14 protein-coding genes are annotated in these 15,416 nt (G+C 58.4%); 11 read left to right on the forward strand and 3 right to left on the reverse strand.

Annotation, left to right across the window (positions count from 1 at the left end; all coding sequences use genetic code 11):
• Positions 1 to 35: 35 nt before the first annotated feature.
• From apaG to BFL40_RS15660, 7 genes are all read left to right on the forward strand, one after another.
• Positions 36 to 416, forward strand: a complete 381-nt coding sequence (gene apaG, locus BFL40_RS15630; RefSeq protein ID WP_071484846.1) for a Co2+/Mg2+ efflux facilitator ApaG/CorD — start codon at positions 36 to 38, stop codon at positions 414 to 416.
• Entirely contained in the window at positions 416 to 1,267 is an 852-nt protein-coding gene (locus BFL40_RS15635) for a symmetrical bis(5'-nucleosyl)-tetraphosphatase (protein ID WP_071484847.1), read from the forward strand. The genes apaG and BFL40_RS15635 overlap by 1 nt, the downstream gene beginning before the upstream one ends.
• A 31-nt stretch (positions 1,268 to 1,298) precedes the next feature.
• On the forward strand, positions 1,299 to 1,628 hold the full coding sequence (glpE, locus tag BFL40_RS15640; protein WP_071484848.1) for a thiosulfate sulfurtransferase GlpE: 330 nt from the start codon (positions 1,299 to 1,301) through the stop codon (positions 1,626 to 1,628).
• 285 nt (positions 1,629 to 1,913) lie between these two features.
• Complete coding sequence (locus BFL40_RS15645; protein ID WP_071485344.1) at positions 1,914 to 3,836, forward strand: PrkA family serine protein kinase; 1,923 nt, start codon at positions 1,914 to 1,916, stop codon at positions 3,834 to 3,836.
• A 114-nt stretch (positions 3,837 to 3,950) separates the two neighbouring features.
• Positions 3,951 to 5,222, forward strand: coding sequence for a YeaH/YhbH family protein (locus tag BFL40_RS15650; protein ID WP_071484849.1), 1,272 nt, complete (start codon positions 3,951 to 3,953; stop codon positions 5,220 to 5,222).
• Positions 5,219 to 6,781 (forward strand): SpoVR family protein, encoded by a 1,563-nt coding sequence (locus BFL40_RS15655; RefSeq protein WP_071484850.1) that lies wholly within the window; start codon positions 5,219 to 5,221, stop codon positions 6,779 to 6,781. The genes BFL40_RS15650 and BFL40_RS15655 overlap by 4 nt, the downstream gene beginning before the upstream one ends.
• 63 nt (positions 6,782 to 6,844) lie before the next feature.
• Complete coding sequence (locus tag BFL40_RS15660; protein ID WP_071484851.1) at positions 6,845 to 8,074, forward strand: multifunctional CCA addition/repair protein; 1,230 nt, start codon at positions 6,845 to 6,847, stop codon at positions 8,072 to 8,074.
• On the opposite strand, the gene folK is transcribed toward BFL40_RS15660, so the two are convergent.
• Entirely contained in the window at positions 8,069 to 8,587 is a 519-nt protein-coding gene (folK, locus tag BFL40_RS15665) for a 2-amino-4-hydroxy-6-hydroxymethyldihydropteridine diphosphokinase (protein ID WP_071484852.1), read from the reverse strand. The two genes, BFL40_RS15660 and folK, sit on opposite strands and share 6 nt — an antisense overlap.
• Positions 8,578 to 8,931, reverse strand: a complete 354-nt coding sequence (gene folB, locus BFL40_RS15670) for a dihydroneopterin aldolase (protein ID WP_026140135.1) — start codon at positions 8,929 to 8,931, stop codon at positions 8,578 to 8,580. Before folB ends, folK begins: the two co-directional genes overlap by 10 nt.
• Before the next feature lie 74 nt (positions 8,932 to 9,005).
• Between folB and plsY the strand changes: the two genes are divergently transcribed.
• Positions 9,006 to 9,575 carry a glycerol-3-phosphate 1-O-acyltransferase PlsY gene (plsY, locus tag BFL40_RS15675; RefSeq protein ID WP_025857033.1) on the forward strand — a complete coding sequence of 190 codons (570 nt, stop codon included), beginning with the start codon at positions 9,006 to 9,008 and terminating at the stop codon, positions 9,573 to 9,575.
• Positions 9,576 to 9,608: 33 nt separating this feature from the next.
• Here the strand turns inward: plsY and tsaD are convergent, their stop codons facing one another.
• The gene (tsaD, locus tag BFL40_RS15680; RefSeq protein ID WP_071484853.1) at positions 9,609 to 10,634 is read right to left on the reverse strand and encodes a tRNA (adenosine(37)-N6)-threonylcarbamoyltransferase complex transferase subunit TsaD; all 1,026 of its coding nucleotides are present in this window, start codon (positions 10,632 to 10,634) and stop codon (positions 9,609 to 9,611) included.
• 202 nt (positions 10,635 to 10,836) lie between these two features.
• On the opposite strand from tsaD, the gene rpsU reads away from it, so the two are divergent.
• The 3 genes from rpsU (at position 10,837) to rpoD (ending at position 15,383) form a co-directional block, all read left to right on the forward strand.
• Positions 10,837 to 11,052, forward strand: a complete 216-nt coding sequence (gene rpsU / locus BFL40_RS33050) for a 30S ribosomal protein S21 (RefSeq protein ID WP_002551877.1) — start codon at positions 10,837 to 10,839, stop codon at positions 11,050 to 11,052.
• A gap of 442 nt (positions 11,053 to 11,494) precedes the next feature.
• Entirely contained in the window at positions 11,495 to 13,465 is a 1,971-nt protein-coding gene (gene dnaG / locus BFL40_RS15690) for a DNA primase (protein ID WP_071484855.1), read from the forward strand.
• Positions 13,466 to 13,532: 67 nt separating this feature from the next.
• Positions 13,533 to 15,383 (forward strand): RNA polymerase sigma factor RpoD, encoded by a 1,851-nt coding sequence (gene rpoD / locus BFL40_RS15695; protein ID WP_071484856.1) that lies wholly within the window; start codon positions 13,533 to 13,535, stop codon positions 15,381 to 15,383.
• The last annotated feature ends 33 nt before the right edge of the window (positions 15,384 to 15,416 follow it).

Genomic DNA, 15,416 nt, shown 5'->3' on the forward strand with positions numbered 1-15,416 from the left:
TGCTGTCCCCCGCTTTTGCTTTTAAGGCCTCTTGCATGTCAGATCCTCGCTACCAGATCGACGTCAGCGTCGTCACCCGCTTCCTCGCGGACCAATCGCAACCTGAACAGAACCGTTTCGCCTTTGCCTACACCGTCACGGTGAAGAATAACGGGCTGGTGCCGGCCAAGCTGCTGTCGCGCCACTGGGTGATCACTGACGGTGACGGCCAGGTCGAGGAAGTGCGCGGCGCCGGCGTGGTAGGTCAGCAACCCTTGATCGACATCGGCGCCAGCCATACCTACAGCAGCGGTACAGTGATGACCTCTAAAGTCGGCACCATGCAGGGCTCATATCAGATGAAGGCCACCGATGGTCAACTGTTCGACGCCATCATCGCGCCCTTCCGCCTCGCTGTGCCTGGAGCCTTGCACTGATGGCGACGTACGCGGTCGGCGACCTGCAAGGCTGCCTGGAACCCCTAAAGTGCTTGCTGGAGCGGGTTGCCTTCGACCCGGCAAGCGACCGCCTATGGTTAGTGGGTGACCTGGTCAATCGTGGCCCTGAGTCCCTGGAAACCCTGCGCTTCCTTTATAGCCTGCGCGATTCCCTGGTCTGCGTGCTGGGCAACCATGATCTGCACCTGCTGGCGGCCGGCAATAACATTGAGCGCCTGAAAAAGACCGACACCCTGCGGGAAATTCTTGAAGCGCCCGATCGTGCAGAGTTGCTGGACTGGCTGCGCCGACAAAAGATCATGCATTACGACGAAGGCCGAAACATGGCGTTGGTCCATGCTGGCATCCCGCCCCAGTGGACACTGAAAAAGGCCCTCAAGTGTGCCGCCGAAGTTGAGAGTGCCCTGGCCGATGACAACCTGTACACCGCCTACCTGGATGGTATGTACGGTAACGAGCCAGTGAAGTGGGACAACGACCTCACCGGCGTAACCCGCCTGCGCGTCATCACCAACTACTTCACACGCATGCGCTTCTGCACCGCCGAGGGCAAGCTGGACCTCAAGAGCAAGGAAGGCGCCGACACCGCGCTGCCCGGCTACAAGCCGTGGTTCGCCCACAAGGAGCGCAAGACCCGCGACACGAAGATCATCTTCGGTCACTGGGCGGCCCTGGAAGGCAAATGCGAAGAACCTGGCGTGTTTGCCCTCGACACCGGTTGCGTGTGGGGCGGTACCATGACACTGATGAACATCGACACAGGTGAGCGCCTGAGCTGCCAGTGCGATTCCCCCCTTTCCGCCACACTGCCGGTTGCCGCCAAGCGCTAGACGCAGCAGCAGCCATGCCCAAGGAGCCGCCATGAGCGAATTCAAACGTATCCCTCCCGAACAAGCCCAGGCCCTGCGCGAGCAAGGAGCCGTGGTAGTCGACATCCGCGATCAGCCTACTTATGTTGCCGCTCATATCAGCGGCGCCCGGCATGTGGACAACCACAATATCGCCGACTTCATCCGCGCTGCCGACCTTGACGCGCCAGTGATCGTGGCCTGCTACCACGGCAATTCCAGCCAGAGCGCGGCAGCCTATCTGATCAGCCAGGGCTTCTCCGACGTCTATAGCCTGGACGGTGGCTTTGAGCTGTGGCGTACGACCTATCCCGCAGAAATTGCCTCCGGCGATTCGCAATAATTTTTTTCACACCCCGCTACCCCGCGTGACGCTTGGGCTCGCGCCGTTTCTGACGAACGGCGCAGCCAAACTAATTGCGCATCGCGCCTTGACCTCCCGGATTCCGAACTATCCTTAAGCGCAGGCCATCCAAATCAGGGGAGAGCCGGTACACCGGCGTGCGGGTCATCGGTAGCGTTTGAGGGTGTTCTGGGGGGAAAACGGCCATTGGCGATCACCAATGACTGCCAGCATCGACTGATTGATCCGGCGTCGGCTCCACGTATCGAGCGAGGTGACGACGTCATGAGTATCTTTAGCCACTTCCAACAACGCTTCGAGTCCACACAGCACGAAGAACTCTCGCTGCAAGAGTATCTGGACCTGTGCAAAAAGGACCGCAGTACCTACGCGTCTGCCGCCGAACGTCTGCTATTGGCGATTGGCGAGCCGGAGCTGGTGGAAACTGCCAACAATTCGCGCCTGTCGCGAATATTTTCCAACAAGGTGATCCGCCGCTACCCGGCCTTTGAAGACTTCCACGGCATGGAAGAATGCATTGACCAGATCGTCTCCTACTTCCGCCATGCCGCCCAAGGCCTGGAAGAGAAGAAACAGATCCTCTACCTGCTCGGCCCCGTCGGCGGCGGTAAGTCGTCCCTGGCTGAAAAACTCAAACAACTGATCGAGAAGGTGCCCTTCTACGCCATCAAGGGCTCACCGGTCTTCGAGTCGCCCTTGGGGCTGTTCAACGCCACGGAAGATGGCGCAATTCTCGAAGAAGACTTCGGTATCCCACGGCGCTACCTCAACACCATCATGTCGCCCTGGGCCACCAAGCGCCTGGGCGAGTTTGGCGGCGACATCAGCCAATTTCGCGTGGTGAAGCTCTACCCGTCGATCCTCAACCAAATCGGCGTAGCGAAAACCGAACCCGGTGACGAGAACAACCAGGACATTTCAGCCCTGGTGGGTAAGGTCGATATCCGCAAACTCGAAGAATTCCCACAGAACGACGCCGACGCCTACAGCTACTCGGGGGCACTGTGCCGGGCCAACCAAGGCCTGATGGAATTCGTGGAGATGTTCAAGGCACCGATCAAGGTGCTGCACCCACTGCTGACCGCGACCCAGGAAGGTAACTACAACAGTACCGAAGGCCTGGGCGCGATTCCGTTCACCGGGATTCTGCTGGCCCACTCCAACGAATCGGAATGGCACACCTTCCGCAACAACAAGAACAACGAGGCCTTCATCGACCGGATCTACATCGTCAAGGTGCCGTACTGCCTGCGAGTCAGCGATGAGATCAAGATTTACGACAAGCTCCTGTTCAACAGCTCGCTGGCCAAGGCCCATTGCGCACCCGATACGCTGAAAATGCTTGCGCAGTTCACCGTGCTGTCACGCCTCAAAGAGCCGGAAAACTCGAACATCTACTCGAAGATGCGCGTGTACGACGGCGAAAACCTCAAGGACACCGACCCCAAGGCCAAGTCGATCCAGGAATACCGCGATACGGCGGGCGTGGATGAGGGCATGAACGGTCTGTCGACACGCTTTGCGTTCAAGATTCTCTCCAAAGTCTTCAACTTTGACCCCCACGAAATCGCCGCCAACCCGGTGCACCTGCTCTATGTGCTGGAACAGCAGATCGAACAGGAGCAGTTCCAGGCCGAAACCCGCGAACGCTACCTGCGCTTCCTCAAGGAGTACCTGGCGCCGCGCTACATTGAGTTTATCGGCAAGGAAATCCAGACCGCATACCTGGAGTCCTACAGCGAGTACGGCCAGAACATCTTCGACCGCTACGTGCTGTACGCCGACTTCTGGATCCAGGACCAGGAATACCGCGACCCGGAAACCGGCGAAATCCTCAACCGCGTGGCCCTTAACGAGGAACTGGAGAAGATCGAAAAACCCGCCGGCATCAGCAATCCGAAGGATTTCCGCAACGAGATCGTCAACTTCGTACTGCGCGCTCGGGCCAACAACAATGGCAAGAACCCTACCTGGCTCAGCTACGAGAAGCTGCGGGTGGTCATCGAGAAGAAAATGTTCTCCAACACCGAGGATCTGCTGCCGGTCATCAGCTTCAACGCCAAGGCCAGCAAGGAGGATCAGCAAAAACACAACGACTTCGTTACCCGAATGGTCGAGCGTGGCTACACCGACAAACAGGTACGCCTGCTTTCCGAATGGTACCTGCGGGTTCGTAAATCACAGTAAGGCAGCGACAGGCGTGCACTGCCGGGCCCCAGGCCTGGCAGTTGACCGCTTGTCTCTAAGCTTCCAGCTCGCAGCTTGAAGCTTGTAACGTGAAGCTGCCCGGAGGGCTCCCCCATGAGCTATGTGATCGACCGACGCCTCAATGGCAAGAACAAGAGCACGGTAAACCGCCAGCGTTTCCTGCGGCGTTACCGTGACCACATCAAAAAGGCCGTTGAAGAGGCCGTCAGCCGCCGCTCCATCACCGACATGGAGCATGGCGAGCAAATCAGCATTCCCGGACGGGACATCGACGAGCCGGTGCTGCACCACGGCCGGGGCGGCAAACAGACCGTCGTGCACCCAGGCAACAAAGAGTTCACCACCGGCGAGCATATTCAGCGTCCGCAGGGTGGCGGTGGAGGCAAAGGACCGGGCAAGGCCGGTAACTCCGGCGAAGGCATGGACGAGTTCGTGTTCCAGATCACCCAGGAAGAATTCCTCGAATTCATGTTCGAGGACCTGGAATTGCCCAACCTGGTCAAACGCAACCTGACCGGCACCGACACCTTCAAGACCGTACGCGCGGGCATCAGCAACGAGGGTAACCCGTCGCGTATCAATATCATCCGAACCCTGCGTTCGGCCCATGCCCGGCGTATTGCTCTGTCGGGCAGCAGCCGTGCCAAATTGAAACTAGCCAAGGAAGAACTGGCGCGCCTGAAACGCGAAGAGCCGGACAACTTCGGCGATATTCAGGAAATCGAGGCCGAAATCGAGAAACTCAGTGCGCGTATTCACCGCGTGCCGTTCCTTGACACCTTTGACTTGAAATACAACCTGCTGGTCAAACAGCCCAACCCCAGCTCAAAGGCGGTGATGTTCTGCCTGATGGACGTTTCCGGCTCGATGACCCAGGCCACCAAGGACATTGCCAAGCGCTTCTTCATCTTGCTGTACCTGTTTCTGAAACGGAACTACGACAAGATTGACGTCGTATTCATCCGCCATCACACCAGCGCCCGGGAAGTAGACGAGGAAGAGTTCTTCTATTCGCGGGAAACCGGCGGCACCATCGTGTCCAGTGCCTTGAAGCTGATGCAAGAGATCATGGCCGAGCGCTACCCGGCCAATGAGTGGAATATCTATGCCGCCCAGGCCTCCGACGGCGACAACTGGAACGACGACTCACCGATCTGCCGCGACATCCTGATCAATCAGATCATGCCGTTCGTGCAGTACTACACTTATGTAGAGATCACCCCCCGTGAGCACCAGGCCCTATGGTTCGAATACGAACGCATCGGCGAAGCCTTTGCCGATACTTTCGCTCAGCAGCAACTGGTCTCGGCCGGCGATATCTACCCGGTCTTCCGTGAACTCTTCCAGCGCAGGTTAGTGACATGACTGCCAAAGCGCATAAGCGCCAGCCCATTTCCACGGGGTCCGAGTGGACCTTTGAACTGATCCAGGCCTATGACCGGGAAATCAGCCGTATTGCGGCGGGTTATGCCCTGGACACCTACCCCAACCAGATCGAAGTGATCACCGCCGAACAGATGATGGACGCCTATGCCTCCGTCGGCATGCCCTTGGGCTATCACCATTGGTCCTATGGCAAACACTTCCTCAGCACTGAAAAGTCCTATACCCGCGGCCAGATGGGCCTGGCCTACGAGATCGTCATCAACTCCGACCCCTGCATCGCCTACCTGATGGAAGAGAACACCATCTGCATGCAGGCATTGGTGGTAGCTCATGCGTGCTACGGACACAACAGCTTCTTCAAGGGCAATTACCTGTTCCGCACCTGGACCGATGCCAGCTCGATCATCGACTACCTGGTATTCGCCAAGCAGTACATCATGCAGTGCGAGGAACGCCATGGCATCGACGCGGTGGAGGACTTGCTCGATTCCTGCCACGCCCTGATGAATTACGGGGTCGATCGCTACAAACGTCCGTATCCGATTTCCGCCGAAGAAGAACGCCTGCGCCAGAAGGAGCGTGAAGAGCATCTGCAGAAACAGATCAACGACCTGTGGCGCACTATTCCAAAACGCGCCGGCAAGAACAGCGACAAAGACAATGCTCGCTTCCCCGCCGAACCTCAGGAAAACATCCTGTATTTCCTGGAAAAACACGCGCCGCTACTAGAGCCTTGGCAACGGGAAATCGTGCGTATCGTGCGCAAGATCGCTCAGTACTTTTATCCACAGCGCCAGACCCAGGTGATGAACGAAGGTTGGGCGACGTTCTGGCACTACACCTTGATGAATGACCTGTATGACGAGGGCCTGGTCACCGACGGTTTCATGATGGAGTTCCTCACCTCCCATACCAGCGTGGTGTTCCAACCGGGCTTCGACAGCCCGTATTACAGCGGTATCAACCCCTACGCGCTGGGCTTTGCCATGTACCGCGACATCCGACGCATGTGCGAACACCCAACCGAAGAAGACCGCCGCTGGTTCCCGGAAATTGCCGGCAGCGATTGGCTGTCGACCATCAAGTTCGCCATGAGTAGCTTCAAGGACGAGAGCTTCATCCTGCAGTACCTGTCACCTCAAGTGATTCGGGACCTCAAACTGTTCAGCATCCTGGATGACGACCTCAAGGACGATCTGGTGGTACCGGCCATCCATGACGAACCCGGCTACCGCACCATCCGCGAAACCCTGGCGGCGCAGTACAACTTGGGCAACCGTGAACCTAACGTTCAGATCTACAGTATCGATGTACGCGGTGACCGCTCGCTGACCCTGCGTCACCAGCAGCACGATCGCAAACCCCTGGGTGAATCCACCGAGGAAGTGCTCAAACACCTGCATCGGTTGTGGGGGTTCGACATTCACCTGGAAACCCTGCAGGGCGATCAAGTGATGAAGACCCACCATGTTCCACCGCGCAGCGATCACAACGACAACGACTACGGCCGCCTGGACCTGGCCGTCGTTCATCTCTGAAACAGCAAAGCCTCCATTGGTCAGGCACAGGCGGTATCCTGTGCCGCTAATGGAGGCTTTTTCATGAAAATCTACAAAGTCGGCGGTGCCGTGCGTGACCGCTTGCTGGGCATCAAGGTCACCGACATTGATCGCGTCGTCGTCGGTGCGACCACCGAAGAGATGCTCGCCAAGGGCTTCAAGCCGGTCGGAGCTGACTTCCCTGTGTTCCTGGACCCGAAAAATGGCGACGAGTACGCCCTCGCCCGTACCGAGCGCAAGAGTGGCCGGGGTTATGGCGGCTTTGTGTTTCACGCAAGCCCCGAAGTCACGCTGGAAGAAGACCTGGTTCGCCGCGACCTGACCATCAACGCCATGGCGGAAGACGATGACGGCAATCTGACCGACCCCTATCACGGCCAGAGCGATCTGGAGGCGCGTATTTTACGCCACGTTTCCCCCGCGTTCGCCGAAGATCCCTTACGAGTACTGCGCGTAGCGCGCTTTGCCGCGCGTTACGCTCACCTAAGCTTTACAGTCGCACCAGAAACATTGGAGCTGATGCGCCAGCTCAGCGAATCCGGTGAACTGGAGGCCCTGACCCCAGAGCGCAGTTGGAAAGAAATCTCCCGGGCCCTGATGGAAGACCAGCCCCAGGTGTTTATCCAAGTGCTGCGGGACTGTGACGCGCTGAAAACCTTGATGCCGGAAGTGAATGCGCTGTTCGGCGTACCGCAGCCCGAAGCTCACCACCCCGAAATCGACACCGGCATACACACCTTGAGCGTGCTGGAACAGGCCGCCCTGTACGCCCAGCCGCTGACCGTTCGCTGGGCCTGTCTGCTGCATGACCTGGGCAAGGGCCTGACACCTGTGGATAAGTTGCCGCAGCATATTGCCCACGAACACACCGGCTTGAAGCTGATCAAGGCAATCAATGAACGGTTCAAAGTGCCACGGGATTGCCAGGAACTGGCATTGCTGGTGGGCCAATATCACACCCACGGCCATCGCGCGCGGGAGCTCAAAGCTTCGACGTTGCTGGAGTTGCTACAGAGTTTTGACGTTTATCGTCGGCCGCAGCGCTTTGAAGAGTTTGTGGTGGCGTGTGAAATGGATGCACGGGGCCGCAAGGGCTTTGAACAACGAAGTTATCCACAGGCCGATTATTTACGCGGGGCGGCACAGGTGGCGCGTGAAGTGGCAGTGGCGCCACTGCTGGAACAAGGTTTCAAAGGCCCTGAGTTGGGCGAGGCACTCAAGCGCGAACGGCTCAAGGCGCTGAAAGCCTACAAAGAACAACGCGCCCTATAGGAGCGCGTCCGGAGTGAGTTGCTGGCCCTGCCACTCAAAGCCGACAGGCGCCAGCACTTGATCGATCTGCGCATCGCGCCACAGCTCAGCCAGGGTCTTGCCCACCTCAGGGTGCACACGATCCGGCGCCATCAACGACAGCGGCCACAGTACGAAGGCGTTTTTCAGGATCTCTGCTCGTGGCAGGATCAAACCGTCGAAATTCCCCACCAGTTCGCCGTAGAGCAACACATCAATATCCAACGGCAGGCCTTTGCGATCAGGGGCATAGCGGCCATTGTCGGCCTCGATGAACTTCAATCGGCGATCCAGCTCCATCAACGGCAGGTCGGTGCAAGCCGACACCACTAGGTTGAAGAACGGCCCGCTCTTGATGCCCACCGGCTGACTTTCGAACACCGCCGAGCAGCGCACATCGGTCAAAAAACTCGCCAGCGCATCCAGGCCGGCGCGCAAATGGGTCTCGCGCTCGATATTGCTGCCAAGGCCAAGGTAAACCTGAGTTAGCGACATCCGCGCTCGATCTCCACGCCCACGCCCTTGGCGGCCGGTACAGCGCCTGGCTTGGTCAACTTGAGGTGCAGCCAGGGAATCTGGAATTCGCTCATTAACACTTCAGCCAAGCGTTCGGCGAAAGTTTCCACCAGTTGGTACTGGGACTGCTCGGCAAAGGCCTGAATACGCGCGGACACGCTGGCATAATCCAGCGCCAGAGTCAGGTCATCACCGGCCGCGGCCGGGCGATTATCCCAGGCGAAACTCAGGTCCAGGCGCAGGCATTGCTTGATGCCGCGCTCCCAGTCGTAGGCCCCAATCACGGTGTCGACTTCCAGGCCTTCGATAAACACTCTGTCCAAGCACTCTTCTCCGCAGCACGACAAGGGCGCGATGCCCCGTTAGAATCAGGGCGTCCTCGCCCGGAATAGTTAGCATGTTTTGGTCACTGGCGATTCTCGCCTACCTGCTCGGCTCGCTGTCCTTCGCCATTTTGCTCAGCCGCCTGACGGGAAATCCCGACCCGCGAATGAGTGGTTCAGGCAATGCCGGCGCCACCAATATGCTGCGCCTGGCCGGCAAGAAACTTGCCGTGCTGACGTTGCTGGGCGATGTGTGCAAGGGCCTGTTGCCCGTGCTGATCGCCAGCCTCGCCGGCCTTACCCTGCAACAACAGGCTTGGATCGGCGTATGTGCCGTCCTCGGCCATCTGTTTCCACTGTACTTCCGCTTTCGCGGTGGCAAAGGCGTCGCCACGGCAGCCGGCATGTTGCTGGGGATTTACCCTCCAGCAGCGTTGCTGGCCGTGCTGGCCTGGCTGCTGACGTTCTACCTGACCCGCACCAGCTCGCTGGCCGCGCTAATCGCCACACCGCTCACCCTGCCGTTGCTGGCCTGGCAGGAGCCAGCAGCGCTATTGCCGATGAGCGTGCTGACGCTACTGATCGTCTGGCGCCACCGTGGCAATTTACGCGACCTGTTTGCCGGGCGCGAACGGCATTTTTAAATACGCTCTATGAACCCAGCTCACGCCAGAGCGCTACAACGGTGACAACTGCTCCATCGGCCAGCGTGCCTGCACGCTGATCGCCAGGCTTTCATGTTGCCCAGCCTGTAATCGCTGGCAACCGGCATAGGCGATCATTGCGCCGTTGTCGGTGCAGAACTCGGGGCGCGCATAGAACACATCGCCCTTCATATCACCGAGCATTTTTTCCAATGACGTACGCAAGGCCTTGTTGGCGCTGACGCCACCCGCGATCACCAGACGCTTCATACCCGCCTGCTTCAGGGCCCGCTTGCACTTGATGGTCAAAGTCTCCACCACGGCCTGCTGGAACGCCAGCGCGATGTCGCAACGGGCTTGCTCACTGTCGTCCCCGGCGCTGACGCTCTGCTGCCAGGTATTCAACGCGGAGGTCTTCAGACCGCTGAAGCTGAACATCAGGCCCGGGCGATCGCACATCGGGCGCGGAAACGTATAGCGGCCTTGAACGCCCTTCTCGGCAAGACGCGCAATTTCCGGGCCGCCAGGGTAATTGAGGCCCATCATCTTCGCGGTTTTGTCGAAAGCTTCGCCTGCGGCGTCATCCAGGGACTCACCCAGAAGAGTGTATTGGCCGATTCCATCGACCTGAACCAACTGCGTATGGCCACCCGAAACCAACAAAGCGACGAACGGGAACTCTGGCGGTGTTTTTTCCAACATAGGCGCCAACAAATGGCCTTCCATATGGTGAACACCGAGCGCCGGGATACCCCAGGCAAAGGCCAGCGCCTGGGCGCAAGAGGCCCCAACCAGCAGGGCTCCGACCAATCCGGGGCCTGCGGTGTAGGCAATCGCATCGATCTCGGTCGGTACGCAGCCGGCCTCGTCCAGAACCTGGCGAATCAATGGCAGCATGCGCTTGACGTGATCACGGCTGGCCAGCTCCGGCACTACGCCGCCATAGGCACGGTGCAGGTCGATCTGACTGAACAGCGCATCGGCCAAAAGCCCGCGTTCACTGTCGTAAAGTGCGACACCGGTTTCGTCGCAGGAGGTTTCAAGTCCCAGTACTAGCATGGGTTTGCGCCTTGTAGAGGCTGAATTCGAAGGCGCGCATAATAGTCGCCACTCCCCCTCCCGACTAGCGGTTTTCGATCAGAGGCTTTGCATTCCGGCCAATGAGGGGTTAACATCCGCAACCCTTAAAAACCGACGACCTCAGCCGCGAATTTTTTGCGACGAGAACGTTGATCCCGGTAATGAAAGAAGGTAGCTCTGGATGCCAGCCGTCAAAGTTAAAGAGAACGAACCCTTCGACGTAGCTCTGCGTCGTTTCAAGCGCTCCTGCGAAAAAGCCGGTGTACTGGCTGAAGTTCGTAGCCGCGAATTTTACGAGAAGCCAACTTCTGAGCGTAAGCGTAAAGCAGCAGCCGCTGTTAAGCGTCACGCTAAGAAAGTTCAGCGCGAACAGCGCCGCGCCGTTCGTCTGTACTAATACACAGACGTTCGTAGCAAGCTTCTGCCAAGCCCGGCCCTCAGCCGGGCTATTGGCATTTGCGGACATCGCTTGATGCTTCATCGTCGACGCCGCACACGCGACCGAGACAACTGCTTCACACGTCAGGACTGGCTCTTTTGCCAGCGGTGCACGTCTCTTCTGACGAGCCTAACAAGGCTACTGACGAGCACACTTATTCCTTAGCAGACGATCACCGTGTCGGCTGTGCCCATCGATGAACTTCCGAGACCTGCATGGGTCAACCCCGGAGGCCAGGGCAACATTTCTACACCGAACACTGAGAGAAACTAACGTCAGTGAATATTCGGCAGATACACTTCCTGACAGCCCAAGCAGACGATTGATGGTCGAGCCACTCGATACGTGCGCTTGAGCACTTCACGGGCCCTCATTTACACGCAGTGATGACGAGAACGCCATGGCCGGGCTGATTCCCCAGAGCTTTATTGACGACCTTCTGAACCGCACCGACATCGTCGATGTTGTCAGCTCGCGCGTGCAATTGAAAAAAGCCGGCAAAAACTACACCGCCTGCTGCCCGTTCCATAAAGAAAAGACCCCATCGTTCAGCGTCAGTCCCGACAAGCAGTTCTATTACTGCTTCGGCTGCGGCGCGGGCGGCAATGCCCTCGGCTTCCTGATGGACCACGACAACCTGGACTTCCCCCAGGCCGTCGAAGACCTGGCGAAAGCCGCCGGCATGGAAATCCCCCGCGAAGAAAGTGGTCGCCCGCACAAACCGCGACAACCCACCGATTCGCCGCTGTACCCGCTGCTGACTGCAGCTGCCGACTTTTACCGTCAGGCACTTAAAAGTCATCCACAGCGCAAGGCCGCCGTCGACTACCTCAAAGGCCGAGGCCTTACGGGTGAGATCGCCCGAGACTTTGGGCTCGGCTTCGCGCCGCCTGGCTGGGACAACCTGTACAAGCACCTGAGTAGTGACACACTTCAGCAAAAGGCCATGATCGACGCCGGCCTGCTGGTGGAAAATGCCGAAACCGGCAAGCGTTATGACCGCTTCCGTGACCGCGTGATGTTCCCGATCCGCGACAGCCGCGGACGGATCATCGCCTTTGGCGGACGGGTATTGGGAGACGACAAACCCAAGTACCTGAACTCCCCGGAAACCCCGGTATTTCACAAAGGCCAGGAACTCTACGGCCTGTTCGAAGCGCGCAAAAACAACCGAAACCTCGATGAGATCATCGTGGTCGAAGGCTATATGGACGTGATCGCTCTCGCCCAACAGGGTTTGCGCAACGCCGTGGCAACCCTCGGCACAGCCACCAGCGAAGAACACTTGAAGCGCCTGTTTCGCGTAGTGCCCAGCGTGCTGTTTTGCTTCGACGGCGACCAAGCCGGCCGCAATGCCGCCTGGCGCGCGCTCGAAGCCACGCTGTCGAGCCTGCAGGATGGGCGCCGCGCACGCTTTCTGTTCCTGCCCGAAGGTGAGGACCCGGACACCCTGGTGCGCTCCGAAGGCACCGACGCGTTCCGCGCACGCATCAACCAACATGCGCAGCCGTTGGCGGATTATTTCTTCCAGCAATTGACCGAAGAAGCCGACCCGCGCTCCCTCGAAGGCAAGGCCCATATGGCCACCCTCGCGGCACCGCTGATTGACAAGGTCCCAGGTGCCAACCTGCGCACCCTGATGCGCCAACGACTACTGGAAATCACAGGCTTGAGCGGTGAGGCCGTCAGCCAACTGGTGCACAGCGCACCGCAAGACGCACCACCCGCCTATGACCCAGGCATGGATTACGACGCCATGCCGGACTACGCCGACTTCCACCAACCGCAAGACGCCTACGCACCCCAGCAGGAATGGACACCGAAGAAACCCGGCGCCGGCGGCAAGAAATGGGACAAGAAACCCTGGAGCAAGAACGGAAAGCGCGGTGACCGCGATGAAGCCTACGCACCGCGAACGCCTGTCGCCGTAGAAGCCCCAACACTCATTGCGCTACGAACGCTTATCCACCACCCGCAGCTGGCGGGCAAGGTTGAGAGCGCCGACCATTTTGCCAACGAGAGCAACACCTACGCCCAGGTGCTGATCGCCCTGATCGAGGCGGTACAAAAAAATCCTAAGCTAAACTCAATTCAATTGATGGCTCGTTGGCATGGCACCGAACAAGGGCGCCTCCTGAAAGCACTCGCGGAAAAGGAGTGGCTAATTGACGGCGATAACCTTGAACAACAGTTTTTAGACACCATTACTAGGTTATCTGCGGGTCAGCACACGCAGACCCTCGATGAACTCATCAAACGAGCAAAGCAGCCGGGATTATCGGCTGAAGAGCAAATTCAGATAGCAAAACAGATGCGCGACCTCTTAAAACAGAACGTTTGCGTATCAAACCCGACCTCAGCTGGCGTGTGAGGTCATAGCTCGGGTATAATCCTCGGCTTGTTTTTTGCCCGCCAAGACCTTCAGTGGATAGGGTGTTATGTCCGGAAAAGCGCAACAGCAGTCTCGTATCAAAGAGTTGATCGTTCTCGGTCGTGAGCAGGGTTACCTGACTTACGCGGAGGTCAACGACCACCTGCCTGAGGATATTTCAGATCCAGAGCAGGTGGAAGACATCATCCGCATGATTAACGACATGGGGATCAACGTATTCGAAGCTGCGCCAGATAAGGATTCCCTTATGCTGGCGGACGCCGATACCGACGAGGCTGCCGCTGAAGAAGCTGCTGCCGCGCTGGCTGCTGTGGAGACCGATATCGGTCGTACCACCGACCCTGTGCGCATGTATATGCGTGAAATGGGTACCGTCGAGCTACTGACACGCGAAGGCGAAATTGAAATCGCCAAGCGTATCGAAGAGGGTATCCGTGAAGTGATGGGCGCAATCGCGCACTTCCCTGGCACGGTTGACCATATTCTCTCCGAGTACACCCGCGTCACCACCGAAGGTGGCCGCCTGTCCGACGTTCTGAGCGGTTATATCGACCCAGACGATGGCATTGCGCCGCCTGCTGCCGAAGTACCGCCGCCTGTCGATGCGAAAGCCGCGAAAGCGGACGATGACTCGGAAGACGACGACGCTGAAGCCAGCGGCGACGACGAAGATGAAGTCGAAAGCGGTCCAGACCCGATCATCGCTGCCCAGCGTTTCGGTGCGGTTTCCGATCAAATGGAAATCACCCGCAAGGCACTGAAAAAGCACGGTCGCGCTAACAAGCAGGCAATTGCCGAGCTGGTGGCCCTGGCTGAGCTGTTCATGCCGATCAAGCTGGTCCCGAAGCAATTCGAAGGCCTGGTTGAGCGCGTTCGCAGTGCCCTTGAGCGTCTGCGCGCCCAAGAGCGGGCAATCATGCAGCTCTGTGTGCGTGATGCACGCATGCCGCGTGCTGACTTCCTGCGCCAGTTCCCGGGCAACGAAGTTGACGAAAGCTGGTCCGACGGCCTCGCCAAAGGTAAAGGCAAATACGCCGAAGCCATTGGTCGCCTGCAACCGGACATCCTTCGTTGCCAGCAAAAGCTGATCGCACTGCAAACCGAGACCGGTTTGACGATTGCCGAGATCAAGGACATCAACCGTCGTATGTCGATCGGTGAGGCCAAGGCCCGCCGCGCGAAGAAAGAGATGGTTGAAGCGAACTTGCGTCTGGTGATCTCCATCGCCAAGAAGTACACCAACCGTGGCCTGCAATTCCTCGACCTGATCCAGGAAGGCAACATCGGCTTGATGAAGGCTGTGGACAAGTTCGAATACCGTCGCGGCTACAAGTTCTCGACTTATGCCACCTGGTGGATCCGTCAGGCGATCACTCGCTCGATCGCCGACCAGGCTCGCACCATCCGTATTCCGGTGCACATGATCGAGACGATCAACAAGCTCAACCGTATTTCCCGGCAGATGTTGCAGGAAATGGGTCGTGAACCGACCCCGGAAGAGCTGGGCGAACGCATGGAAATGCCTGAGGATAAAATCCGTAAGGTATTGAAGATCGCTAAAGAGCCGATCTCCATGGAAACCCCGATTGGTGATGACGAAGACTCCCATCTGGGTGACTTCATCGAAGACTCGACCATGCAGTCGCCAATCGATGTCGCCACTGTTGAGAGCCTTAAGGAAGCGACTCGCGACGTACTGTCCGGCCTCACTGCCCGTGAAGCCAAGGTACTGCGCATGCGCTTCGGCATCGACATGAATACCGACCACACCCTTGAGGAAGTCGGTAAGCAGTTTGACGTGACCCGTGAGCGGATCCGTCAGATCGAAGCCAAGGCGCTGCGCAAGTTGCGCCACCCGACGCGAAGCGAGCATCTGCGCTCCTTCCTCGACGAGTGATACCAGAACCCCCGGCCCAGGCCGGGGGTTTTG

The sequence above is a fragment of the Pseudomonas costantinii genome (assembly GCF_001870435.1).
GTDB classification, from domain to species: Bacteria; Pseudomonadota; Gammaproteobacteria; order Pseudomonadales; family Pseudomonadaceae; genus Aquipseudomonas; species Aquipseudomonas costantinii.